The sequence below is a fragment of the Nocardia brasiliensis IFM 10847 genome (assembly GCF_000710915.1).
Classification (GTDB): domain Bacteria; phylum Actinomycetota; class Actinomycetes; order Mycobacteriales; family Mycobacteriaceae; genus Nocardia; species Nocardia brasiliensis_A.
In genome coordinates, this window is record NZ_BAUA01000120.1 from 1 (window position 1) to 19586 (window position 19586).

A 19586-nucleotide genomic window follows, 5' to 3' on the forward strand; every position below is an offset into this window, starting at 1 on the left:
CGCGGCGCTGCCCCGAGCCGGGCGACGCGAATGGATCGGGCTCGGTGTACTCGCCCTGGCCTGTCTCGTCTACGCGATGGACCTCACGGTGCTGCACCTGGCCGTGCCGATGATCAGCGCCGACCTGCACCCCACCAGCTCGCAGCTGCTGTGGATCATCGACATCTACGGCTTCATGGTGGCCGGGCTGCTGATCACGATGGGCACGCTCGGTGATCGCATCGGACGCCGCCGGTTACTGCTCGCCGGCGCGGCGGCCTTCGCGGCGGTCTCGGTGATCGCCGCCTTCGCGCCCACCGCCGAGACCTTGATCCTGTGCCGGGCGCTGCTCGGCATCGCGGGCGCGACCCTGGCGCCGTCCACTTTGTCGTTGATCTTCAACATGTTTCGCGATATGCGGCAGCGCTCGGTGGCGGTCGGCGTGTGGATCGGCGCGTTCTCCGCGGGCGGCGCAGTGGGCCCGCTGTTCGGCGGCGTGCTGCTCGAATACTTCTGGTGGGGTTCGGTTTTCCTGCTCGCGGTGCCGGTGATGGCACTGCTGCTGGTGATCGGGCCGAAGGTGCTGCCGGAGTTTCGCGACGATGCCGCCGCCACACTCGATCCGGTGAGCGCGGCGCTGTGTGTCGCGACCATGATCGCGCTGGTGTTCGGCATGAAGAAGATCGCGCAGGACGGCGTCGGCGGCACCGCACTGCTCGCGCTGGCGGCAGGCGTCGCGGCGGGAATCGTGTTCGTGCGCAGGCAGTTGCACCGGCCCGACCCGATGCTGGACCTGCGGCTGTTCCGCCTCGGCACGTTCCGGATCGCGTTGCTGATCAACGTGGTCGGCATCTTCGTCGCGTTCGGCTACTTCCTGTTCGTCGCGCAGTACTTCCAGCTGGTGCTCGGGCTCTCCCCGCTCGGCACCGGTATCGCGATGGCGCCCTCGGGCCTGGGCTTCATCGTCGGTTCCCAGCTCGCGCCGCGCATCGTGCGAATGGTGCGGCCCGCGTACGTGATCGGCGTCGGTATGGCCGCGACCGCGGTCGGCATGGTGCTGATGACGCAGCTCGCCGTGACAGGCGGCCTCTGGCTCGCCGTCGCGGCGTCGATCGTCAGCTCGCTCGGGATGGCGCCGGTGTTCGGCATCACCACCGAACTGATCGTCGGCTCCGCGCCGCCGGAGCAGGCCGGGGCAGCCTCGGGCGTGTCCGAGACCGGCGCGGAACTCGGCGGCGCACTGGGCATTTCGATCCTCGGCAGCATCAGCATCGCGCTGTACCGCGGCGATCTGGCCGAGACCTTGCCCGCCGGACTGCCCGCCGAAGCCGGCCACTCGGTGCGCGACACCCTGGGCGCCGCGGTGGAAACGAGCGCGGGGCTGCCCGGCGAACTCGGCGAGGCGGTGCTGCTCGCGGCGCGGGAGGCGTTCCTGCACGGCGTGCACGTCACGGCGGGGATCACCGCGGTCGCGGCCGTCGCCCTTGCGGTGATCGCGGTGCTGCGGCTGCGGCACGTCCCGGCGGGCGTGCTGAACGAAGAGCACTGAGCAGCAACGGGTTCCGGTTGGTCATTCGCCTCCGGTGCGGTCGCCCGCGATCGCCGTCAGGGCCTGCGCCAGCCGGTTCCCGTCCGGCAGTGCGCCGTTCGGTGCGATGACCCAGAGCACGCCGAGTCCCTGCGCCAGCACGAAATACAACTGGGCGATCGACTCGGCCTGCTCTTCGGTGAGGTTCGGGTGGGCCGTACGCAGCGCCGCGCCCATCTCGCGGTAGATCGTCGGCAGGCTCTCGGCGTAGAAATCCTTCGCCTCGCTCGACCGCGCGACCCGCACGATGTTCTCCATGCTGGCGACCATGCTGTCCCGGTTCTGCGCGAACACCTCGGGCATGCCGTTCCACAGCTGCGCGAATCCGGTGAGCAGCGCAACACCGCTGGTCTCGCGGATCATCGACTCCATGGTGTCGCCGATCGCCGTGCCGAGCGCGTCGGCGAGCGCCTCGGTGATCAACTGTTCCTTGGAACCGAAGTGGTAGCCGATCGCGGCCAGGCTCACGCCCGCGGCGGCCGCGATATCCCTGGCCGTGGTCTTGGCGACGCCGCGCTCGACGATGGCTTTGCGCGCACCCGCCAGCAGATCTTCCCGGTTTCCCATCCGGCCAGGTTACAACGTGATCAGACATCTGTGCCAGACGCCTGTGCCACACCGGTCCCGGGCGGCGCGGGTGCGGCGCACCGCGGCTAGTCTCGTGGCGTGCGGCAGAAGATCATCATGGACGTCGATACCGGGGTCGACGATTCCCTCGCGCTGCTCTACCTGCTCGCCTCCCCCGAGGCGCAGATCATCGGCATCGCGTCGACCGCGGGCAACGTGCCCGCGCCGCAGGTCGCGGCGAACAACCTCGCCTGGCTCGACGTGTGCGGCGCACCCGAGATCGAGGTCGCGCTGGGTGCGCTCGCACCGCTCGCGGTCCCGCTGCGCACCACCGAGGACACCCACGGCCCGCAAGGTGTCGGCTATGCCGAACTGCCCGTGTCGAATCGCGCGCTGTCGCCGCGCAGCGCCGCGCAGATGTGGGTCGATCTGGTGCGCGCCCACCCCGGCGAGATCGTCGGGCTGTGCACCGGACCGCTCACCAACCTGGCGCTCGCGCTGCGGTTGGAGCCCGGCCTGCCGACCTTGCTGCACCGCCTGGTGATCATGGGCGGCGCGTTCAATCACCCCGGCAACACCACGCCGACCAACGAATGGAACGTGCACGTCGACCCCGAGGCCGCCAAGGAGGTGTTCGACGCGTTCTCCGCCGCCCCCGCCGACCGCAGGCCGATCGTGTGCGCGCTGGACATCACCGAAACCATCGAGATGCGCCCGAAGCATCTGGCGTTGCTCGCCGAACGGGCGGGCAGCCTTCCGGTCGAAACGGTGTCACCGGCCGATCCGGTCGAGACCAGGTCGGCGGCGAGCAATCCGATCGTCCGGCACGTCACCGACGCGGTGCGGTTCTACTTCGACTTCCACCAGCTCTACGACCTCGGCTATCTCGCGCACATGCACGATCCGTTCGCGGCGGCGGTCGCGCTCGACCCCGCCTCGGCCCTCACCCGGCCCGCGACCGTCGACGTCGAGCTGGCCGGAACGCTGACCCGCGCGACGACGGTGGCCGACTGGGCGGGCATGTGGGGCCGCAAACCCAACGCGGACATCGTGATCGGCACCGACCAGGACTTGTTCTTCGATCGCCTGATCAGCCGGATCGGCGATTTCGCGCGGGCCGTGCACCCGCCCGCGCCCGAACAGCGACAGGAGCGACTGTGAGCGGCGACCAGGACGACACCGCATATCTCGCCGAGTTCCGCGCCCGCCTCGGCCTGCCCGGGATCATCGACGTGCACACCCATTTCATGCCCGAACCGGTGATGCAGAAGGTGTGGGCCTACTTCGACGCCGCCGGTCCGCTCACCGCCCGGGCCTGGCCCATCGCCTACCGCGACGACGAGCAGGTGCGGTTGAAGACGTTGCGCGGCTTCGGTGTGCGCGCGTTCAGCTCGTTGGTCTACCCGCACAAGCCGGAGATGGCGGCCTGGCTCAACGAGTGGACCGCCGAATTCGCCGAGCGCACACCGGATTGCCTGCACACCGCCACGTTCTACCCGGAGCCCGGCGCCGAGGTCTACGTGCGCACGGCACTGGCACGTGGTGCGCGACTGTTCAAAGTGCACATCCAGGTCGGCCGCTTCCATCCAGGCGATTCCTTGCTCGATCCGGTGTGGGCATTGCTGCAAGAGTCCGCGACGCCGGTACTGATCCATTGCGGATCCGGGCCTGTCCCGGGCGAATTCACCGGGCCCGCGCCCATTGCCGCACTGCTGCGCCGCTTTCCGCGACTGCGGCTCATCGTCGCGCACATGGGCGCACCGGAGTACACCGAATTCTTCGATCTGGCCGAGGAATACCCGCAGCTCCGGTTGGACACGACCATGACTTTCACCGACTTCTTCGAAGAAGTGGATCCGTTTCCCGCCGCCGAGCGCGGCCGGATGCAGGCTCTCGGCGACCGTATTCTTTTCGGCAGCGATTTCCCGAACATTCCCTACACCTACGACCACGCCGTGTACGCGCTGGAACGACTGGATATGGGCGATGATTGGCTGCGCCGGGTCTGCTACCACAATGCCGCGGAGCTGTTCGATCTCGAATAGCGGTCAGACGGCGGAGACGGTGAACCGGGCACGCCGGTGTGCGGGACGTTCCGCCTCGTCGAGCAGAGCGACCGCGAAGTCCTCCATCGAAATGGTCGACACGCCATCGGCGCGGGCGATCAGCTCGTCTGCGCCGAGCCGATAGACGCCGGTGCGCTCCCCCGGCACGAGTTCCGCGGGCGGGCTCAGATAGGTCCAGTCCGCTACCTCTTCGGCGCACACCAGCATGAACTGCTCGGCGCAGGCCTGCGCGATCGGTCGCAATTCGGCTGGGAAATCCGGGGTTTCGTGCAGCGTGACACCATCGGCGCCGGGGACGCGCAGCGTCGAGGCGCCCCCGACCACGAGGAGCCGGACGCCGACGTGCGCCAGCGCTGTCAACAGCACCGAGGTGAGCGCGGGCAACTCGTGCTCCTGCCCCGCCGGCGGGCGGGTCGCGGTGATCACCAGATCCCTTCCGGCGCTGAGCGATACGACGTCGTCCGGGTTGCTCGCGTCACCCACCCGCACCTCGGCCGCCGCAGGCACGGCGGCCGCCTTCGCGGGGTCGCGGACGACCGCGAGCACCTCATGGCCTCTGGTCAAAGCCTCGGCCACCACCCGGCTGCCGACGTCACCGGTCGCGCCGAACACCGTGATGCGCATGATCCCTCCTCCACTCGGATTACTTAGCTCTAAGCAATCTAGCTTAGAGCTAAGTAATCGGAGCTATGAAGTATCTCACCGCTGAGGTATTCGCTAGAGTGCGAGAGTGACCGATCACGTCGACCGAGTGCTCGCGCAGTGGCAGGCTCAGCGTCCCGACCTGGACGTATCCCCCATGTCCGTGTTCGGGCGACTGTCCAGGCTGACCCAGCTCACCGGCGTCGAACTGCGCCGGACCTTCGCCACCCACGACCTGGACCCGGCATCGTTCGATGTCCTGGCCACCTTGCGCCGCAGCGAGCCGCCGCACACCCTGACCCCTACCGAGCTGATGCACTCCGCCATGGTCACCTCCGGTGCCATCACCCAGCGCCTCGACCGGCTCGAGGAACGCGGCCTGGTCCGCCGCTCCCGCAACGAGTCCGACGGCCGCGGCGTCCACGTCACCCTCACCGCCGCCGGCCACACTCTCATCGACGCAGCACTCCCTGACCACATCGCCACCGAAGAACGCCTGCTTGCACCCCTTTCCGCCGCACAGCGCGACCAGCTGGCCACCACCTTGCGCGTCCTTCTCGAATCCCTGGGCGACGCAAGCTGATTCGCCCGCCGGGTGTCGAGCAGTGCGCGGACGCACTGCTCGACCTCGATCGATCAGCCCTCGATGCGATCCCAATGGAACGGGCAATGCGTGCCGCCCAGGCCGAGAGTGGTCGCCCGCTCGAAGGTGAATCCGTGCCGTTCGGGGTCCATCGCGACGATCCAGTTGGTGTCGAACGCACACATCACCGGCGTCAACTCCGGTACCGAATGCGCTGTCAGCACATCGTGATAGAAGCAACGGGCGACATCGACGTGATAGCTCCGCTCGTCGTCCACCGTGCGTACGAAGGTGAAACCAGCACCGAAGGAATGCTTTTCACGCGCCTTCGAGGCGGCGACGATCGTCGCGAACGGATCGCCGGTCTCGAGCATCGCCCGAGTGCTTTCGCCGACAGCCACACTGAGCGGTTCGACGAACGCCGCCCGCACCGCCGCCAGCGCCGATTCCCGGCCGAGCCGCGGCACCAGTGCGCGATACGCGACCACGAGCGCAAGGGTCATGTGCAGGTTGTAGCGGGCGGGTTCATCGACGATGCGATGCGCGTCCGCCGCCACCAACTCGGCGATGTTGCCGCGCATGCCCTCGAAAAACCCGTCGGGTAGATCCTCTGTCCGGAGGTGCATGGCGAGGTGTGCGAAGAATCCCTCGACAACGGCAATCGAATCGGCTTCCGCGCCAGGCACATACGCGTCGTCGCCGAGGTCGGAACGGTCGGTGGTCATACTGTGTCCTTTCGAGACGTCGCCGGCCTCGAACACAGCCCACCACGAAACAGTGAGCGCGCCGTGCTCGCACCGACGAGCACGCCAACACGCTCCACCGACCTACCAGGCGTTGACGACAAGTGGATGGCCCTCACAATCGAGGCACCAGCCGAGCCCGACATCACGCCGACTCGGCCCCCGCAGTCTCCCACGCCGACCCACCCTGTTCAATACCCCAGCCACCGAGCATATTCGGACGAGCGCCCCGGGGTTCGCGCAGCATCGACAAAGGATGGTGCTCGATTGGTTTCGTCCGACGCGACAAGCCGACCAGTGGCTCAGCGTGATCACCCTCGGCGAACTACGCCGCGGCGTCACCCTGTTGCGCCGTCGCGGCGACAATCCACGCGCCGACAGATTGGACGCCGCCATCTCCGATATCGAATCCCGCTACAGCGACTGCATTCTCCCCGTCACCGCCGACGTCGCCCGCACTTGGTCCCGCCTCAGCGCCCCCTCGATCGACATGGCCGACGGCCTCATCGCCGCCACCGCCCTGACCCACGGCCTCGCCGTAGTAACACGCAACATCGAAGATTTCGAAGACACTGCGGCACTCATCGTCAACCCGTTCGCAATACGCTCAGCGGGTGTCGAAGGCGCGCAGGAGTTGTTCGGCGGCCAGGGCGGCGGTGAGGGTTCCTTCGCGGACCTGGGATTCGACTTGGGTCCGGATGGCTTTCACGTGGGGGTTGTCGGCTAGGCGGCGCAGGAGTTGGTCGTGGACCATGGTCCAGGTCCAGTCGATCTGCTGGCGGCGGCGCTTTTCATCGAATTCGCCTGCGTCGGTGAGGACGCGGCGGTGCTGCAGGACGGTGTCCCAGAACTTGTCCAGCCCAACGCCTTCCAGGCCGCTCATGGTGAGTACCGGTGGGCGCCACAGCGCGTCGTGCGGGTGAATGAGGCGCAGTGCGCCGGTCAGTTCGCGGGCGGCGGCCTTCGCCTCCATCTCGTGTTTGCCGTCGGCCTTGTTCACCGCCACCAGATCGGCCAGCTCCAGCACACCTTTTTTGATGCCCTGCAACTGATCTCCGGTGCGGGCCAGGGTGAGAAAGCAGAACACGTCGACCATGTTGGCGACGGTCACCTCGGACTGGCCGACGCCGACGGTCTCGACCAGGATGACGTCGTAACCGGCGGCCTCGAGCAGCACGATGGTCTCGCGGGTCGCCTTCGCCACGCCACCGAGCGTGCCCGCGGTGGGCGAGGGACGGATATAGGCGTTGCGCTCCACCGACAATCGCGCCATCCGGGTTTTGTCACCGAGGATGGAGCCGCCGGTGCGGGTCGAGGACGGATCGACCGCGAGCACCGCGACGCGGTGCCCCTTGCCGATCAGGTCCATGCCGAGCGCGTCGATGAAGGTCGACTTGCCGACGCCCGGAACGCCGGTGATACCAACCCGATTCGACACGTTCGCGGTCGCCGAACTGTGCGTGTCCGGCGTCAGCCGCAGCAGCAGCTGCTGGGCGAGGTCGCGGTGATCCGAACGGGTCGATTCGACCAGGGTGATCGCCCGCGCCAGCGCGGCCCGCTCGCCGGCCCGGATCGACTTCGCCAGCGCGTCGACATCTATCGCCCGGCCGCGCGACGGGCGGCGACCTTCGGGGGGCGTGCCCGCCCGAAGGTCACCAGCGGTCGCGGGAGTGTCCCGACCGGTCATTCGGCGGCGGCGGATTCGCCGGCGCCGCTGCCGATTTCGTGGCCGAGCTCATGCGCGAGCTTCTTCAGCAGGTCGATCGCGGCTTCGGCGATGACGGTGCCCGGCGGGAAGATCGCCGCCGCGCCCGCCTCGTACAGCGCGGCGAAATCGTCCGGCGGAATCACGCCGCCGACGATGACCATGATGTCGGGTCGCCCCGCCTCGGCCAGTGCCTGCCGCAGGGCGGGCACCAGCGTGAGGTGGCCGGCCGCCAGCGACGACACACCGACGACGTGCACGTCGTTGTCGGCCGCCTGCTGCGCCACCTCTTCGGGGGTCTGGAACAGCGGGCCCACGTCGACGTCGAAGCCGAGGTCGGCGAAGGCGGTGGCGATCACCTTCTGGCCGCGGTCGTGGCCGTCCTGTCCCATCTTCGCGACCAGGATGCGCGGACGACGACCTTCCGCCTCGGCGAACTCCTCGACCAGATCGCTCGCGGTGGTGATGTTGGTGACCTTGCCTGCCTCGTCGCGGTACACACCGGAAAGCGTACGGATCTCCGCCTGGTGCCTGCCGTACACCTGCTCCAGCGCGTCGGAGATCTCACCGACGGTGGCCTTGGCGCGGGCGGCGTCGATGGCCAGGGCGAGCAGGTTGTTCGCCATGCCGCCCTCGGACGAGGCCGCGGCCCTGGTCAATTCGGCGAGCGCCCGCTCCACCTCGGCCGAATCCCGTTCGGCGCGCAGTCGGCGCAGCTTCTCGATCTGCTCGGCGCGCACCCGCGAGTTCTCCACCTTGAGGACCTCGACCTGCTGATCCTCTTCGGCCTGATACTTGTTGACCCCGATCACCGGCTGCTGACCGGTGTCGATCCGGGCCTGGGTGCGGGCCGCGGCCTCTTCGATGCGCAGCTTCGGGATGCCCTCGCCGATCGCCTGGGCCATGCCGCCGTGCGCTTCCACCTCTTCGATGTGCGCGCGGGCCCGGTTGGCCAGCTGATGGGTCAGCCATTCGACGTAATACGAACCGCCCCACGGGTCGACCGGACGGGTGGTATTGGACTCCTGCTGGATCAGCAGCTGGGTGTTGCGCGCGATGCGGGCGGAGAAGTCCGTCGGCAGGGCCAGCGCCTCGTCGAGCGCGTTGGTGTGCAGCGACTGGGTGTGGCCCTGGGTCGCGGCCATCGCCTCGATGCAGGTGCGGGCCACATTGTTGTAGGCGTCCTGCGCGGTGAGCGACCAGCCCGAGGTCTGCGAATGCGTGCGCAACGACAGCGATTTCGCGCTCTTCGGCTCGAACTTCGCAACCAGTTCGCTCCACAGCAGCCGTCCGGCCCGCAGCTTGGCGACCTCCATGAAGAAGTTCATGCCGATCGCCCAGAAGAACGACAGCCGCGGCGCGAACTTGTCCACCTCCATGCCCGCGTCGATACCCGCCCGGATGTACTCCACCCCGTCGGCGAGGGTGTAGGCCAACTCCAGGTCGGCGGTCGCGCCCGCTTCCTGAATGTGGTAGCCGGAGATGGAGATCGAGTTGAACTTCGGCATCTTGGCGCTGGTGTAGGCGAAGATGTCGGAGATGATCCGCATCGAGGGCTTCGGCGGATAGATGTAGGTGTTGCGGACCATGAACTCTTTCAGAATGTCGTTCTGAATGGTTCCGGCCAGCTGCTCAGGCGCGACGCCTTGTTCTTCTGCCGCAACGACATACAGCGCGAGGATGGGCAGCACCGCGCCGTTCATCGTCATCGACACGCTGACCTGATCCAGCGGGATGTGATCGAAGAGCTGACGCATGTCGAGGATCGAGTCGATGGCGACACCGGCCATGCCGACGTCACCCTGCACACGCGGGTGGTCGGAGTCGTAACCGCGGTGCGTCGCGAGGTCGAACGCGACCGAGAGGCCTTTCTGCCCGGCCTGAAGGTTGCGGCGGTAGAAGGCGTTCGAGTCCGCCGCGGTGGAGAAGCCGGCGTACTGGCGGATGGTCCACGGCTGATTGACGTACATCGTCGGGTAGGGCCCGCGCACGAACGGCGCGACGCCCGGCACGGTGTCGAGCGGATACCCCTCGGCCACAACGGCATCCCGGTCGGCCCTGGTGAACACCGGTGGCACGTCGATGCCTTCGGGCGTCGACCAGGTCAACTGCTCGGGCGCGTAGTGGTTCGCGGCGGCGGCCGCACGCACGTAGGCGTCGACCTGCGCGGCGTCCACCGCCGCGGGTGCGGCGGCCGGGTCCGTCAACGGGACCTCGGCGAAACTGCCTACCACGTGTTTGATTTCCCTGGTCGTCATCAGGCTCCCACCTTCTCCAGCAGGCCGGACAGCGCCGCGACCGCATCGATCTTCGCCGCGAGGAATCCGTCGGGTCGTTGCGCGTCACTCAATTCGGCGACCGCCTTCGCGGCACCGGCCAGCAACACCGTTTCCACCCCGGCTGCGCGCAATTGCTCTACTGCCGCACCGGCTTCGACGCCGTACCGCTTGTCCGCACCACAGAGCACCGCGATCGGCGCACCGGCTTCGGTTGCGGCGGCGGCGATTCCGTCGATCGCCAACGGACCCGGATTCATCGATTCGATCCCGCCGGAGGCCAGCAGGTTCGCGATGAAGGTCACCCGCACGTTGTGCTCGGCGACCGAACCCAGCGGCACCAGTAGCGCTTTCGGCCGGGCGCCATGTGCGGCCAAATAGGCGTCGGAGCGGTTGCGCAACTCCTCGAACGCCGCGCCGTAACGGGCGACGCGACCGGCCTGCCGGGCGGCCTCGGACAGCGGCTGCTCGGCCAGGTTCGGGAATTCGTTGACCCCGGTGACGGCGGTCTTCCGGTGTGCGACATCGGCGTCGCGGGCCGCCTTGGTGGCCGCGATGCGCTCGCCCAGCAGCCCGGAGTCCAGCGCGGCGAGATAACCGCCGGCGGCCTCGATCTCCTGCATGAATTCCCATGCCTTCGCGGCGAGTTCGCTCGTGTAGTCCTCTACGTACCAGGAGCCCGCCGCGGGGTCCTGCACGAACCCGAGCCGCGACTCCTCGAGCAGCAGCAGCTGGGTGTTGCGCGCCATGCGGTCCGCGAACGACTTCGAGACGCCGAGTTCCCCCGCGGGCAACGCCGAATCGAACGGCAGCACGGTCACCGAGTCCGCGCCGCCGACCCCGGCGCCGAAGGCCGCGAGGGTGGTGCGCAGCAGGTTCACCCACGGGTCGCGCTGAGTCATCATGGCTGCGGAGGTCACCGCGTGCTGTGGCGCACCACCGAAATCGGGCGCGCCGCACACGTGTGCGACCCGGGCCCAGAGTTGCCGCGCGGCACGGAACTTCACGATCGTGGCGAACTGGTCGTCGGTGGCGGCGAACCGGAAGGCCAACTGCTCCAGCGCATCCGCGATGTCCAGACGCTCGGTGAGCGCACGCAGATACGCCAGGCCCGCGGCGACGGCGGCACCCAGTTCCTGTGCGTCCGAGGCGCCCGCGTCGTGGAAGGCGGTGCCGTCCACGGTGATCGCGCGCACCGTCTCCGCACGGGCGGCCGCGGTCTCGGCCAGCGTGATCGTCTCGGTCAGGCCGAGATCGCCGCGCTCGGCGAAGCGACTGGTCAGCGGTGCGGCGCCGAGCGAGACCCGGATGTCCGGGCGGGCGGTCGCGTCGTAAGCGTCCAGCGCCGCGAACACTTGCGCGGCCGCCTCGGCGGTAACCTCGCCTGCGTCCAGAGTGAGCGGCGCGAGATCGAACAGCACGCCGGAAAGAGCGGCGGGCAGGTCCGCGACCGCGACGCCACGCTCGCCCACGCCGAGCCACAGCGCGCTGATCCCGCTCTCCAACCCGGCCATGATCTCGCGGTTGACCGCTGCCGCATCGGAACCGCCGAAGTAGGCGCTCACATGCCAGCCGCGGTGCACGTCGCGGGTGGCGTCGCTGCCCCGCACGAACGGGAACGTGCCGGGCAGCGGCTGTTCCGGCCGTTCGTTCCGGCGCGTGTACAACGGCGCTATCGTCAGCCCGTCGTAGGTGGTTTCGTCGAGGAGCTGCTCGGGCTCCTCGGGCAGATCGGCGATTTCGACGCGCCGGACCTTCGCCAGCACCCCCGCCACACCCTTGCGCCACGCGGCATACTCGGGCACCGGTTCCGTCCCGGGCTCTGAAGCAATCGGCATAGCTTGCTGTTCCTCTTCCACTCGACTGCAGGCGCACCCGTGGTTTGTGCCGAAAACCTCCGCATTCGCCCTGTTCAGCGACCACTTTGGTTAACGAGCATTCGTCCCGTTTCTTCTGATGCTAGCGGCACCCGCCGCACGCGTTGCTCCCTAGTACCACTACCACCCGGTAATCTGGCCCCGGTGACCAGGCTGATCCGTGACCCGCGAGTGCTCGCGCTGCTCGTCGGCGTGGCGGCGCTTTTCGTCGCGGCGCTGCTGGTTCCGCTGCCGAGTCCGCAGCAGATCCAGGACTGGGCGGGCTCGGTCGGACCGATCTTTCCGTTGCTGTTCTTCGTGGTGCACGCGTTGGTGACGGTCGCGCCGATACCGCGCACCGTGTTCACGGTCAGCGCCGGGCTGCTGTTCGGCCCTGCGCTAGGCATCGCGCTCGCGGTCGGCGCGACGACGGTCAGTGCCGCACTGGCCATCCTGCTGGTGCGGGCGCTGGATCGCGAACAGGTCGCATCCCGGCTCACCCATCCTGCGGTCCGTGCCGTCGACGACCGGCTGCGGCGGCGGGGCTGGCTCGCGGTCGGCTCGCTGCGGCTGATCGCCGCCGTACCGTTCTCGGTGATCAACTACTGCGCCGGATTGTCCTCGATCCGCTTCTGGCCGTACATGATCGCCACCCTGCTCGGCGTGCTGCCCGGCACCGTCGGCACGGTGATCCTCGGTGACGCGCTCACCGGCAACACCCACCCGGCGATGATCGTGTTCTCCTGCGTCCTCATCGCGATCGGTATCGCGGGTCTGGTCATCGATGCCCGGATGACCACCGCGCCCGCGCCGGAACCGGAACCGGTCGCTGCCGCCGCCGAATAGCGGGCACCCCTTCCGTGTTCACGCACCCGCTGTGGCGGGCCGATGAGGATGCGGGAGCACCGAACCCGTGCGTCAGTCGACGGTCAGCTCGATCGGCACCGCGATCACGTCGACCATCGCACCGTTGCGCAGCACCGTGACGGGGAGCTCGGCGCCGATCGCGTCGGCGAACAGCTGGCGTTGAATACCTTGCGCGTCACGGACTTCCGCTCGTGCGACGCTCAACACCAGATCGCCGCGACGCAAGCCCGCGGCATCGGCGGGGCCACCGCGCACCACCTCCATGATGCGCACCCCGGCGGCCTGGCCGGTCCGCTCCGCCACCGGCCCCGGCAGCGGTGCGGGCATCCCGACGAGTCCGAGATACGCGCGGCGCACCCGGCCTTCGGTGTGCAAGGTGCCGATGATGCGGCGAGTCGTCGCGTTGATCGGAATGGCAAGGCCCAGACCGATACCGGCGACCGCGGTGTTGATGCCGACCACGCGGCCCGCTGAATCGGACAGCGCCCCACCGGAATTGCCGGGATTGAGCGCGGCATCGGTCTGGATGACGTCTTCGATCACCCGCCCGGCGCGCCGGGACGCCACCGGCACGGCCCGTCCGAGCGCGCTCACCACACCCGCGGTGACCGATCCCGCCAGGCCGAGCGGGCTGCCCACCGCGACCACCAGCTGCCCGACGACGAGTTCGTCCGCGTCACCGAGTTTCACCGCGCCGGGCGCGCCGTTGCGCGAGCGCAGCACGGCCAGGTCGGACAGCGGATCGATGCCGACCACCTCGAATTTCGACTCCACACCGTCGGCGAAGACCACCTCACCACCGCCGGCCGACCCGATCACGTGCGCGTTGGTCAGCATGAACCCGTCGTCGGTGAACACCACCGCCGATCCGCTCCCCCGGCGCGTCCGCACGCTCGCCACGTGTGGCGTGACCGACGCGGCCACCGAGATCACCGTGCGTGAATAGGCATCCATCGCGGCATCGTCGTCCACGGCACCAACCACCCCTGTTCAGGTCTGCATCAACCCTTACAGGATGCCCGCAGATCGCCGCGGCCGCACCGACTTCGGGCGCGATCCTAGGTGCGCGGAGCTACCGTCGCGCCTTCGAAGAACTCTGCCTGAGTGATGGCGAGGCGGTTGGTCACCAGCTCCAGGGCCAGCTCCAGCACCTCATGGGCGGTGGGCGCGACCACCTGGGACTGTTCGAGGCGGCTCGTTCCGCATTCGACGCGGACCCGGCAGCGCCAGCCCGCCCCGGCGGGATAGGGCTGCGGCCGGCCGATCGTCACGCCGAAGCGCACGCCGTCGCGTAGGAATTCATTGGTGGCCAGCAGGTCATCCTGCGGCGTGATCATCATGGTCATGCCGTTCACGCCCTGCCATGGAGCAATGTTGCAGCTACAAGTCGGTTCCTCATCAGATGCTCCCGGGACTTCTCGAAAAGCTAGGGCACTTACGACTATCCGTCCTGGACGAACGTAACCCGTTTTCCGGAACTCTGCAACCTCTCAGCAAACATTTGGCCGCGGCCGTACCGCTCGGCGATTCCCGGCGGCGGACAGTCGTTCCCGAACACCTCTTGCCCCAACCGTCTGAGACGGTATCGTACTAGTAGTACCGCATACTGACGGTACCGAGCTCAATGAGGTGCGAAATGACCGACCAACGGGTGCGCACAGCGCAACGCACGGGCAGCGGCTATCCGAAAGCGCGGCGGATCAGATTCCGCTTCGGCGAGCCGGTTCCGATGGCCAAGTACTACGCGGGCGGCGACAGGGTGTTCAGCCATTTCATCGCCGGGCTCTCCGCGGGCTTCCCGCCCGGCGAGGAGTCGTTCATCCGCTCGGTACGGCGGTTCGCCGACCAGATCACCGATCCGGTGCTGAAAGAGCGGGTGTCCGGATTCATCGGGCAAGAGGCGACCCACGGCCGGGAACATCGCCGGCTCAACGACCGGTTGGTCGAAATGGGTTATCCGATCGAATGGCTCGATGCCCCGAGCGTGATCGAACGGCAGAAGCGCTTCGAACAGCGCATCCCCGCGCACCTGCACCTGGCCGCCACCGCAGCGGCCGAGCACTACACAGCCGTGCTCGCCGAACGGGTGCTGTCCAGCCCGGAGATCCAGGCCCTGGCCGGTGACGAAGAAGTGCGAAACCTGTTGAACTGGCACGCCTTCGAAGAGTTGGAGCACAAGTCGGTGGCCTTCGACGTCTACCGCGCGGTGGGCGGCACCGAGACGATGCGCATCCTCACCATGGCCACCCTGGTCGCGCTCACCGTCCCGTTCACCGCGGTCAGCCTGACCATATCGCTCAGTCGCGATCCGGACGCCCGGCGGTATCCGCTGAGCCTGGCCAAAGAGGCGTTCACGCTCTTCCGCGGCCCGGTGTTCCGCGGTCTCGGCCGGGAACTGGTGCTGTATCTGCGGCCCGGTTTCCATCCCGACGACATCGACTCGCGCGAGCTCTTGCAGCGCTGGCAGCAGGAGCTGTTCGGCGCCGAAGGCTCCCTCGTCGGCCACCTCCGATGAGCGCGGTAGGTCCCGACCACGAGGTGATCGTGGTCGGCGCGGGCTTCGGCGGCATCGGCGCCGGTATCGCTCTGCAGCGCAAGGGCATTCACGACTTCGTCATCGTGGACAAATGGGATCGGGTCGGCGGCACCTGGCACGCCAACACCTATCCGGGTGTGGCGGTGGACATCCCCTCGTTCATCTACAGCTTCTCCTATGAGCAGCGCGGCGACTGGTCGCGAATCTTCGCGCCCGGCACAGAGTTACGCGACTACGCCGAAGCGATGGTGGACAAATACGGGCTGCGGCCCAAGCTGCGGCTGAATACCACCGTCGTGTCCGCGGTGTACGACGAGGGCGACCGCCTGTGGCTGCTCGGCACCGACGGCGGGCGCACGCTCACCGCCCGGCACGTGGTGATGGCGATCGGCGGGCTGGAACGGCCGAAGATGCCGGATATCCCCGGCCTGCACGACTTCGGCGGCACGCTGATGCACACCGCGCTGTGGGACGACGACGTGGCATTGGCGGGCAAGCGGGTGGCGGTGATCGGCACCGGCGCGACTGCTCTGCAACTGATACCCGCGATCGTCGACGAGGTGGCCCATCTGAGCGTGTTCCAGCGCACGCCGATCTGGGTCTTCCCGAAAACCGATGCGGCGGTGGGCCCGCTCGGTCGTGCGATCCTCGGGCGCCCCTGGCTGCGCTCGGGTATCCGCATGCTCGGCACGGTCGCCACCGAGGTGGGCATGGGCGGGATGGTCGTCGGACCCACTTGGCTCTCGGACGCGGGACGCAGGCTGGCCGAGATTCCGGCCCGCCGCTGGATGCGCGCCCAGGTGCACGATCCGGTCATCCGGGAGAAGCTGATTCCGGCCTACGGCCTGGGCTGCAAGCGCCCGTCGATGTCGAACGAGTACCTCGCCACGTTCAATCGACCCGACGTCAGTCTGGTCACCGAGCCGATCGGTTTCATCGGCGAGCGCGGCATCACCACCGTCGACGGCAACGAACACGCGATCGATGTGCTGATCTGCGCCACGGGATTCAAACTGTGGGAAAAGGATTCGGTTCCGCCCTTCCCGGTGACCGGCCGCGACGGGCGCGATCTCGGCGAATTCTGGGACCGGCACCGGTTCCAGGCCTACCAGGGCGTCTCGGTGCCCGGGTTCCCGAACATGTTCACCATCACCGGACCCTACGGTTTCGTGCTCGGCTCCTACATCTGGATGATCGAGGCCACCGCGGCGCACCTGAGCCGTGCGATCGCCGAGACCAAACGGCGCGGCGCCACCGAGTGCGAGATCAGTCAGCAGGCCCACGACGCGTACTTCGCCAAATGTCTGCAACGACAGGAGAAGAACTTCTTGTTCACCTCGGCCTGCGCAGGATCGAACACCTATTACATCAACAGTCACGGCGATTCGCCGTTCCGCCCGTCCACGCACGGCGAGATGTACTGGCACAACCGGTATTTCGATCTCGACAACTACCACTATCGGCAACCCGCCCCGGCCCGCCGCACGGGCGCGATCCTCGAGGAATCCGCATGAGACGCACCAATATCCGGCCCGAACTGGTCGTGGTGACCGGGGCGGGCAGCGGCATCGGCCGGGCGATCGCGCTCCGTTTCGCCAAGGCGGGTGCCCACGTAGTGGTCTCCGACCTCGACCCAGATTCCGCGCACGCCACAGCGGCCATGATCCACGCGCAGGGCAGGCGAGCCAGTGCGGCCGAACTCGACGTGACGGATCCGGACGCCTGGGAAGCGTTCGCCCGCAACGTCTTGGCCGATCACGGCGTGCCCGATGTGCTGGTCAACAATGCGGGCATGCTGGTCAGCGGCGCGTTCGTGGACCTGTCCCCCGCCGACTGGGAGCGCCAGCTGAGCGTGAACCTGTTCGGCGTGGTGTACGGCTGCCGGGTGTTCGGCAAGCAGATGATCGACAACGGCACCCGCGGCCACATCGTGAACATCGCCTCGGCGGCCGCGTTCACGCCCACGCCGGTGATGTCGGCCTACTCGGTGTCCAAGGCCGGGGTGAAGATGCTCACCGAATGTCTGCGACTCGAGTTCGGGCCCAAGGGCATCGGCGTCAGCGCGATCTGTCCCGGGGTGATCAACACCAATATCGGCGAACACGCCGTGACGGTCGGCGTCGATCAGGAACTCGTCACGCGCGGAAAGGAACTGGCCAGGCAGGTCCAGGAGGTGGTCGCCAAGCTGCCCTTCTCGCCGCTGAGTCCGGATCTGGTGGCGCGGGCGGCCCAGCGGGCGGTGCGCTACGACCTCGCGGTCGTACCGGTCCGGGCCGAGGCGTGGCTGGGCTACTTCCTGCTGCGCATCGCGCCGGGCGTGAATCGGCGGATCGCCCAGCCTCTGGATATCGCGCGGATGGAGCGGATCGGCCGCCGGGCGTTGCGCTTGCTCGACCCGGGTCGCCCGATTCCGACTGCCCCGCAGCAGGTTTCGGCACAGGTCGAGGTGTCGTGACTCACTCCGTCCGGAACGCGAGGTGGACCGGCTGATCGACATCGATCGGCAGGTTGTTCAACCGGGCGACGCCGTCGAGCATGCCCTCGGCGATGACGCTGACGTGCTCGGCGAACCGCTCGGTGGACATCACCTCGGTGCGGGCCCGGTTGGCGCCGAGCCACCAGTCGGTGGCCGAGCCGACCGCGCCGAAGATGGCGTACGCGGTCAGCTCCAGGCTGCCGGTGTCGACGTCCTGCCCCGCCAGGCGCTCCTCGATCAGCTGAGCGGCCAGCAGGGCCGAACGCTGCGCCACCTCGATCGCGCGCTCGGGCTGCTCGGCCTGCTGGGCCATCCTGCTGTGCACCAGGAAGCGGAAGACGTCGGGCTGTTCCTCGACCACCGCGACGTACTCGGCGATCGCGGTGTGCAGCAGATGGGCGAGGGTATCGGTGGTCAGGCTGATCCGGGCCAGCACGCGCTCCCACAGCGTGCTCTGCACCCGTTCGAGGATCGCCAGGTACAGATCCGTCTTGTCCGCGAAATGCCGGTACAGCTTGGGTTTGGCACAGCCGGCGGCCCGCGCGATATCGTCCATGCTCACATCGGGCCCGTGCTCGGCGAGCGCCCGGAACGCGGCATCGACGAACTCGCCGCGCACCTGCTCCCGGTGCGCACGCCAGCGTTCGGTCCTGGCGTCCGGGCGCGGTGCCGTGGGCGAGCTGCTACCGGCGGCCGTCATGCTTGTCATGATATTGAACGGCCCGCCGGGCCACGGCATTCAGGCCGGGAGCCGCGCTCAGCGCAGCCAGCCCTTCCGTTTGATGTAGGCGAGCGGGATCACGGCCGCCACCAGGGTCATCAGCGTGGTCGCCAGGAAGCCGTGCTGCCACTCCAGCTCCGGCATCCAGGTGAAATTCATGCCGTAGAAGGTGGCGATCAGCGTCGGCGGCAGAAACACCGCGGTGATGATGGTGAACACCTTCACGATCTGGTTCTGTTTGACGTCGAGCCAGGTCATCACCGACTGCTGTAGATAGCGCACCTTGTCGTGCTCGAAGCCGGCATGCTGCTTCACACCGTCGATATCGGCGATCAGGATGGCGATCAGGCTCTCCAGCTCGGCACTGTGCACGGCGATATCGGCCATCAGATGCCGTGCCGCACGGGCCAATTGGAGCTGGGTCTCCTGCGTGCGCGAGACGATCTCCTCGGCCGCGTTCATCCGGGACATGGTGCCGCGCATGTCGGCGACGCCGATCTCGCGGCCGCGCTGGTCGTAACCGTTGGTGGCCATCTCGATCTCGTCGTTCATCGCCTCCAGCGCGTCGCTGGCGTAGTAGATGACCCGCTCGGACGCCTCGTTGAGCGCCCACAGCAGCGCGTACATGACACCGTGCGCCGAACCGGTGAGCGCCGGGTTGCGGCGCATCTTCGCAATGGCCTTGTCGAACGGCACGAAATGCTCGTCCGGTTGCAAGGTCACCAGGAACTCGGCGCCGAGTGCGAACACGATCGTCTCGCGTTCGATCGCGTCGCCGCGTTTGTAGTTCGCCACCACCGGCAGATAGAGGAAGTTGTCGGTTTCCCAGACCCGTTGGCGCGCGGCGGCGAAATCGACGCCGAGCCGCTCGCGCAGCACCGCGGCGGTATCCGCGTCGGCGGCCGCCAGCGGAATCCAATGTTGTTGCAGGACTTCGGTATCGAAACGGTCGGCGGCCGCGACGCCGCTGGTGGGCCGCAT

General features: G+C 68.0%; 19 protein-coding genes. 9 read left to right on the plus strand and 10 right to left on the minus strand.

The annotated features are described in order from the left end of the window. Positions 1-7 precede the first annotated feature (7 nt). On the plus strand, positions 8-1528 hold the full coding sequence (locus NBRGI_RS25930; RefSeq protein WP_063726309.1) for an MFS transporter: 1521 nt from the start codon (positions 8-10) through the stop codon (positions 1526-1528). A gap of 21 nt (positions 1529-1549) precedes the next feature. Here the strand turns inward: NBRGI_RS25930 and NBRGI_RS25935 are convergent, their stop codons facing one another. Beyond that, a complete protein-coding gene (locus tag NBRGI_RS25935; protein WP_029899824.1) occupies positions 1550-2134 on the minus strand; it encodes a TetR/AcrR family transcriptional regulator in 585 nt (194 codons plus the stop codon). Positions 2135-2233: 99 nt separating this feature from the next. Here NBRGI_RS25935 and NBRGI_RS25940 point away from each other — a divergent pair, with 99 nt between their 5' ends. After that, entirely contained in the window at positions 2234-3295 is a 1062-nt protein-coding gene (locus NBRGI_RS25940; protein ID WP_029899825.1) for a nucleoside hydrolase, read from the plus strand. Then, positions 3292-4179 carry an amidohydrolase family protein gene (locus NBRGI_RS25945; RefSeq protein WP_029899826.1) on the plus strand — a complete coding sequence of 296 codons (888 nt, stop codon included), beginning with the start codon at positions 3292-3294 and terminating at the stop codon, positions 4177-4179. Before NBRGI_RS25940 ends, NBRGI_RS25945 begins: the two co-directional genes overlap by 4 nt. A 3-nt stretch (positions 4180-4182) precedes the next feature. Here the strand turns inward: NBRGI_RS25945 and NBRGI_RS25950 are convergent, their stop codons facing one another. Next, complete coding sequence (locus NBRGI_RS25950; protein ID WP_029899827.1) at positions 4183-4824, minus strand: NAD(P)-dependent oxidoreductase; 642 nt, start codon at positions 4822-4824, stop codon at positions 4183-4185. A gap of 106 nt (positions 4825-4930) precedes the next feature. On the opposite strand from NBRGI_RS25950, the gene NBRGI_RS25955 reads away from it, so the two are divergent. Beyond that, entirely contained in the window at positions 4931-5425 is a 495-nt protein-coding gene (locus NBRGI_RS25955) for a MarR family winged helix-turn-helix transcriptional regulator (protein ID WP_029899828.1), read from the plus strand. Between the two features lie 53 nt (positions 5426-5478). Here the strand turns inward: NBRGI_RS25955 and NBRGI_RS25960 are convergent, their stop codons facing one another. Beyond that, positions 5479-6150 carry an L-2-amino-thiazoline-4-carboxylic acid hydrolase gene (locus NBRGI_RS25960; RefSeq protein ID WP_029899829.1) on the minus strand — a complete coding sequence of 224 codons (672 nt, stop codon included), beginning with the start codon at positions 6148-6150 and terminating at the stop codon, positions 5479-5481. Positions 6151-6424: 274 nt separating this feature from the next. On the opposite strand from NBRGI_RS25960, the gene NBRGI_RS48210 reads away from it, so the two are divergent. Then, positions 6425-6895 carry a type II toxin-antitoxin system VapC family toxin gene (locus tag NBRGI_RS48210; RefSeq protein ID WP_029899830.1) on the plus strand — a complete coding sequence of 157 codons (471 nt, stop codon included), beginning with the start codon at positions 6425-6427 and terminating at the stop codon, positions 6893-6895. Here the strand turns inward: NBRGI_RS48210 and meaB are convergent. Genes meaB through NBRGI_RS25980 form a run of 3 tightly spaced genes read right to left on the minus strand, consistent with a single transcriptional unit; the run spans position 6776 to position 11987 of the window. Continuing rightward, positions 6776-7855: a methylmalonyl Co-A mutase-associated GTPase MeaB gene (gene meaB, locus NBRGI_RS25970; protein WP_228836889.1), complete on the minus strand. Its 1080-nt coding sequence runs from the start codon at positions 7853-7855 to the stop codon at positions 6776-6778. The two genes, NBRGI_RS48210 and meaB, sit on opposite strands and share 120 nt — an antisense overlap. Then, positions 7852-10131 (minus strand): methylmalonyl-CoA mutase, encoded by a 2280-nt coding sequence (gene scpA, locus NBRGI_RS25975; RefSeq protein ID WP_029899832.1) that lies wholly within the window; start codon positions 10129-10131, stop codon positions 7852-7854. The genes meaB and scpA overlap by 4 nt, the downstream gene beginning before the upstream one ends. Beyond that, positions 10131-11987 (minus strand): methylmalonyl-CoA mutase family protein, encoded by a 1857-nt coding sequence (locus tag NBRGI_RS25980; protein ID WP_029899833.1) that lies wholly within the window; start codon positions 11985-11987, stop codon positions 10131-10133. The genes scpA and NBRGI_RS25980 overlap by 1 nt, the downstream gene beginning before the upstream one ends. A 183-nt stretch (positions 11988-12170) precedes the next feature. Between NBRGI_RS25980 and NBRGI_RS25985 the strand changes: the two genes are divergently transcribed. After that, positions 12171-12851: a TVP38/TMEM64 family protein gene (locus NBRGI_RS25985; RefSeq protein WP_029899834.1), complete on the plus strand. Its 681-nt coding sequence runs from the start codon at positions 12171-12173 to the stop codon at positions 12849-12851. Positions 12852-12923: 72 nt separating this feature from the next. On the opposite strand, the gene NBRGI_RS25990 is transcribed toward NBRGI_RS25985, so the two are convergent. Together NBRGI_RS25990 and NBRGI_RS25995 are read right to left on the minus strand one after the other, a co-directional pair. Further along, positions 12924-13826, minus strand: a complete 903-nt coding sequence (locus NBRGI_RS25990; protein ID WP_029899835.1) for a S1C family serine protease — start codon at positions 13824-13826, stop codon at positions 12924-12926. Between the two features lie 104 nt (positions 13827-13930). Then, positions 13931-14218 (minus strand): hypothetical protein, encoded by a 288-nt coding sequence (locus tag NBRGI_RS25995; RefSeq protein WP_106387040.1) that lies wholly within the window; start codon positions 14216-14218, stop codon positions 13931-13933. A gap of 290 nt (positions 14219-14508) precedes the next feature. Between NBRGI_RS25995 and NBRGI_RS26000 the strand changes: the two genes are divergently transcribed. From NBRGI_RS26000 to NBRGI_RS26010, 3 genes are read left to right on the plus strand one after another with little or no spacing between them, the layout of a single operon-like run. Beyond that, complete coding sequence (locus NBRGI_RS26000; protein ID WP_051728034.1) at positions 14509-15387, plus strand: metal-dependent hydrolase; 879 nt, start codon at positions 14509-14511, stop codon at positions 15385-15387. Beyond that, positions 15384-16922, plus strand: coding sequence for a flavin-containing monooxygenase (locus NBRGI_RS26005; RefSeq protein ID WP_036560829.1), 1539 nt, complete (start codon positions 15384-15386; stop codon positions 16920-16922). Before NBRGI_RS26000 ends, NBRGI_RS26005 begins: the two co-directional genes overlap by 4 nt. Then, a complete protein-coding gene (locus NBRGI_RS26010; protein ID WP_029899839.1) occupies positions 16919-17863 on the plus strand; it encodes an SDR family NAD(P)-dependent oxidoreductase in 945 nt (314 codons plus the stop codon). Before NBRGI_RS26005 ends, NBRGI_RS26010 begins: the two co-directional genes overlap by 4 nt. A 1-nt stretch (position 17864) precedes the next feature. On the opposite strand, the gene NBRGI_RS26015 is transcribed toward NBRGI_RS26010, so the two are convergent. Together NBRGI_RS26015 and NBRGI_RS46615 are read right to left on the minus strand one after the other, a co-directional pair. Next, positions 17865-18584 carry a TetR/AcrR family transcriptional regulator gene (locus NBRGI_RS26015; protein ID WP_029899840.1) on the minus strand — a complete coding sequence of 240 codons (720 nt, stop codon included), beginning with the start codon at positions 18582-18584 and terminating at the stop codon, positions 17865-17867. A gap of 57 nt (positions 18585-18641) precedes the next feature. Next, a complete protein-coding gene (locus NBRGI_RS46615; RefSeq protein ID WP_081878232.1) occupies positions 18642-19586 on the minus strand; it encodes a CorA family divalent cation transporter in 945 nt (314 codons plus the stop codon).

Coding starts and splice junctions, on each gene's coding strand:
- NBRGI_RS25935 (WP_029899824.1), bottom strand. CDS start 2,134: ATGGGAAACCGGGAAGATCTGCTGGCGGGTGCGCGCAAAGCCATCGTC.
- NBRGI_RS25950 (WP_029899827.1), bottom strand. CDS start 4,824: ATGCGCATCACGGTGTTCGGCGCGACCGGTGACGTCGGCAGCCGGGTG.
- NBRGI_RS25960 (WP_029899829.1), bottom strand. CDS start 6,150: ATGACCACCGACCGTTCCGACCTCGGCGACGACGCGTATGTGCCTGGC.
- NBRGI_RS48210 (WP_029899830.1), top strand. CDS start 6,425: ATGGTGCTCGATTGGTTTCGTCCGACGCGACAAGCCGACCAGTGGCTC.
- meaB (WP_228836889.1), bottom strand. CDS start 7,855: ATGACCGGTCGGGACACTCCCGCGACCGCTGGTGACCTTCGGGCGGGC.
- scpA (WP_029899832.1), bottom strand. CDS start 10,131: ATGACGACCAGGGAAATCAAACACGTGGTAGGCAGTTTCGCCGAGGTC.
- NBRGI_RS25980 (WP_029899833.1), bottom strand. CDS start 11,987: ATGCCGATTGCTTCAGAGCCCGGGACGGAACCGGTGCCCGAGTATGCC.
- NBRGI_RS25990 (WP_029899835.1), bottom strand. CDS start 13,826: ATGGATGCCTATTCACGCACGGTGATCTCGGTGGCCGCGTCGGTCACG.
- NBRGI_RS25995 (WP_106387040.1), bottom strand. CDS start 14,218: ATGACCATGATGATCACGCCGCAGGATGACCTGCTGGCCACCAATGAA.
- NBRGI_RS26000 (WP_051728034.1), top strand. CDS start 14,509: ATGACCGACCAACGGGTGCGCACAGCGCAACGCACGGGCAGCGGCTAT.
- NBRGI_RS26005 (WP_036560829.1), top strand. CDS start 15,384: ATGAGCGCGGTAGGTCCCGACCACGAGGTGATCGTGGTCGGCGCGGGC.
- NBRGI_RS26010 (WP_029899839.1), top strand. CDS start 16,919: ATGAGACGCACCAATATCCGGCCCGAACTGGTCGTGGTGACCGGGGCG.
- NBRGI_RS26015 (WP_029899840.1), bottom strand. CDS start 18,584: ATGACGGCCGCCGGTAGCAGCTCGCCCACGGCACCGCGCCCGGACGCC.
- NBRGI_RS46615 (WP_081878232.1), bottom strand. CDS start 19,586: ATGCGGCCCACCAGCGGCGTCGCGGCCGCCGACCGTTTCGATACCGAA.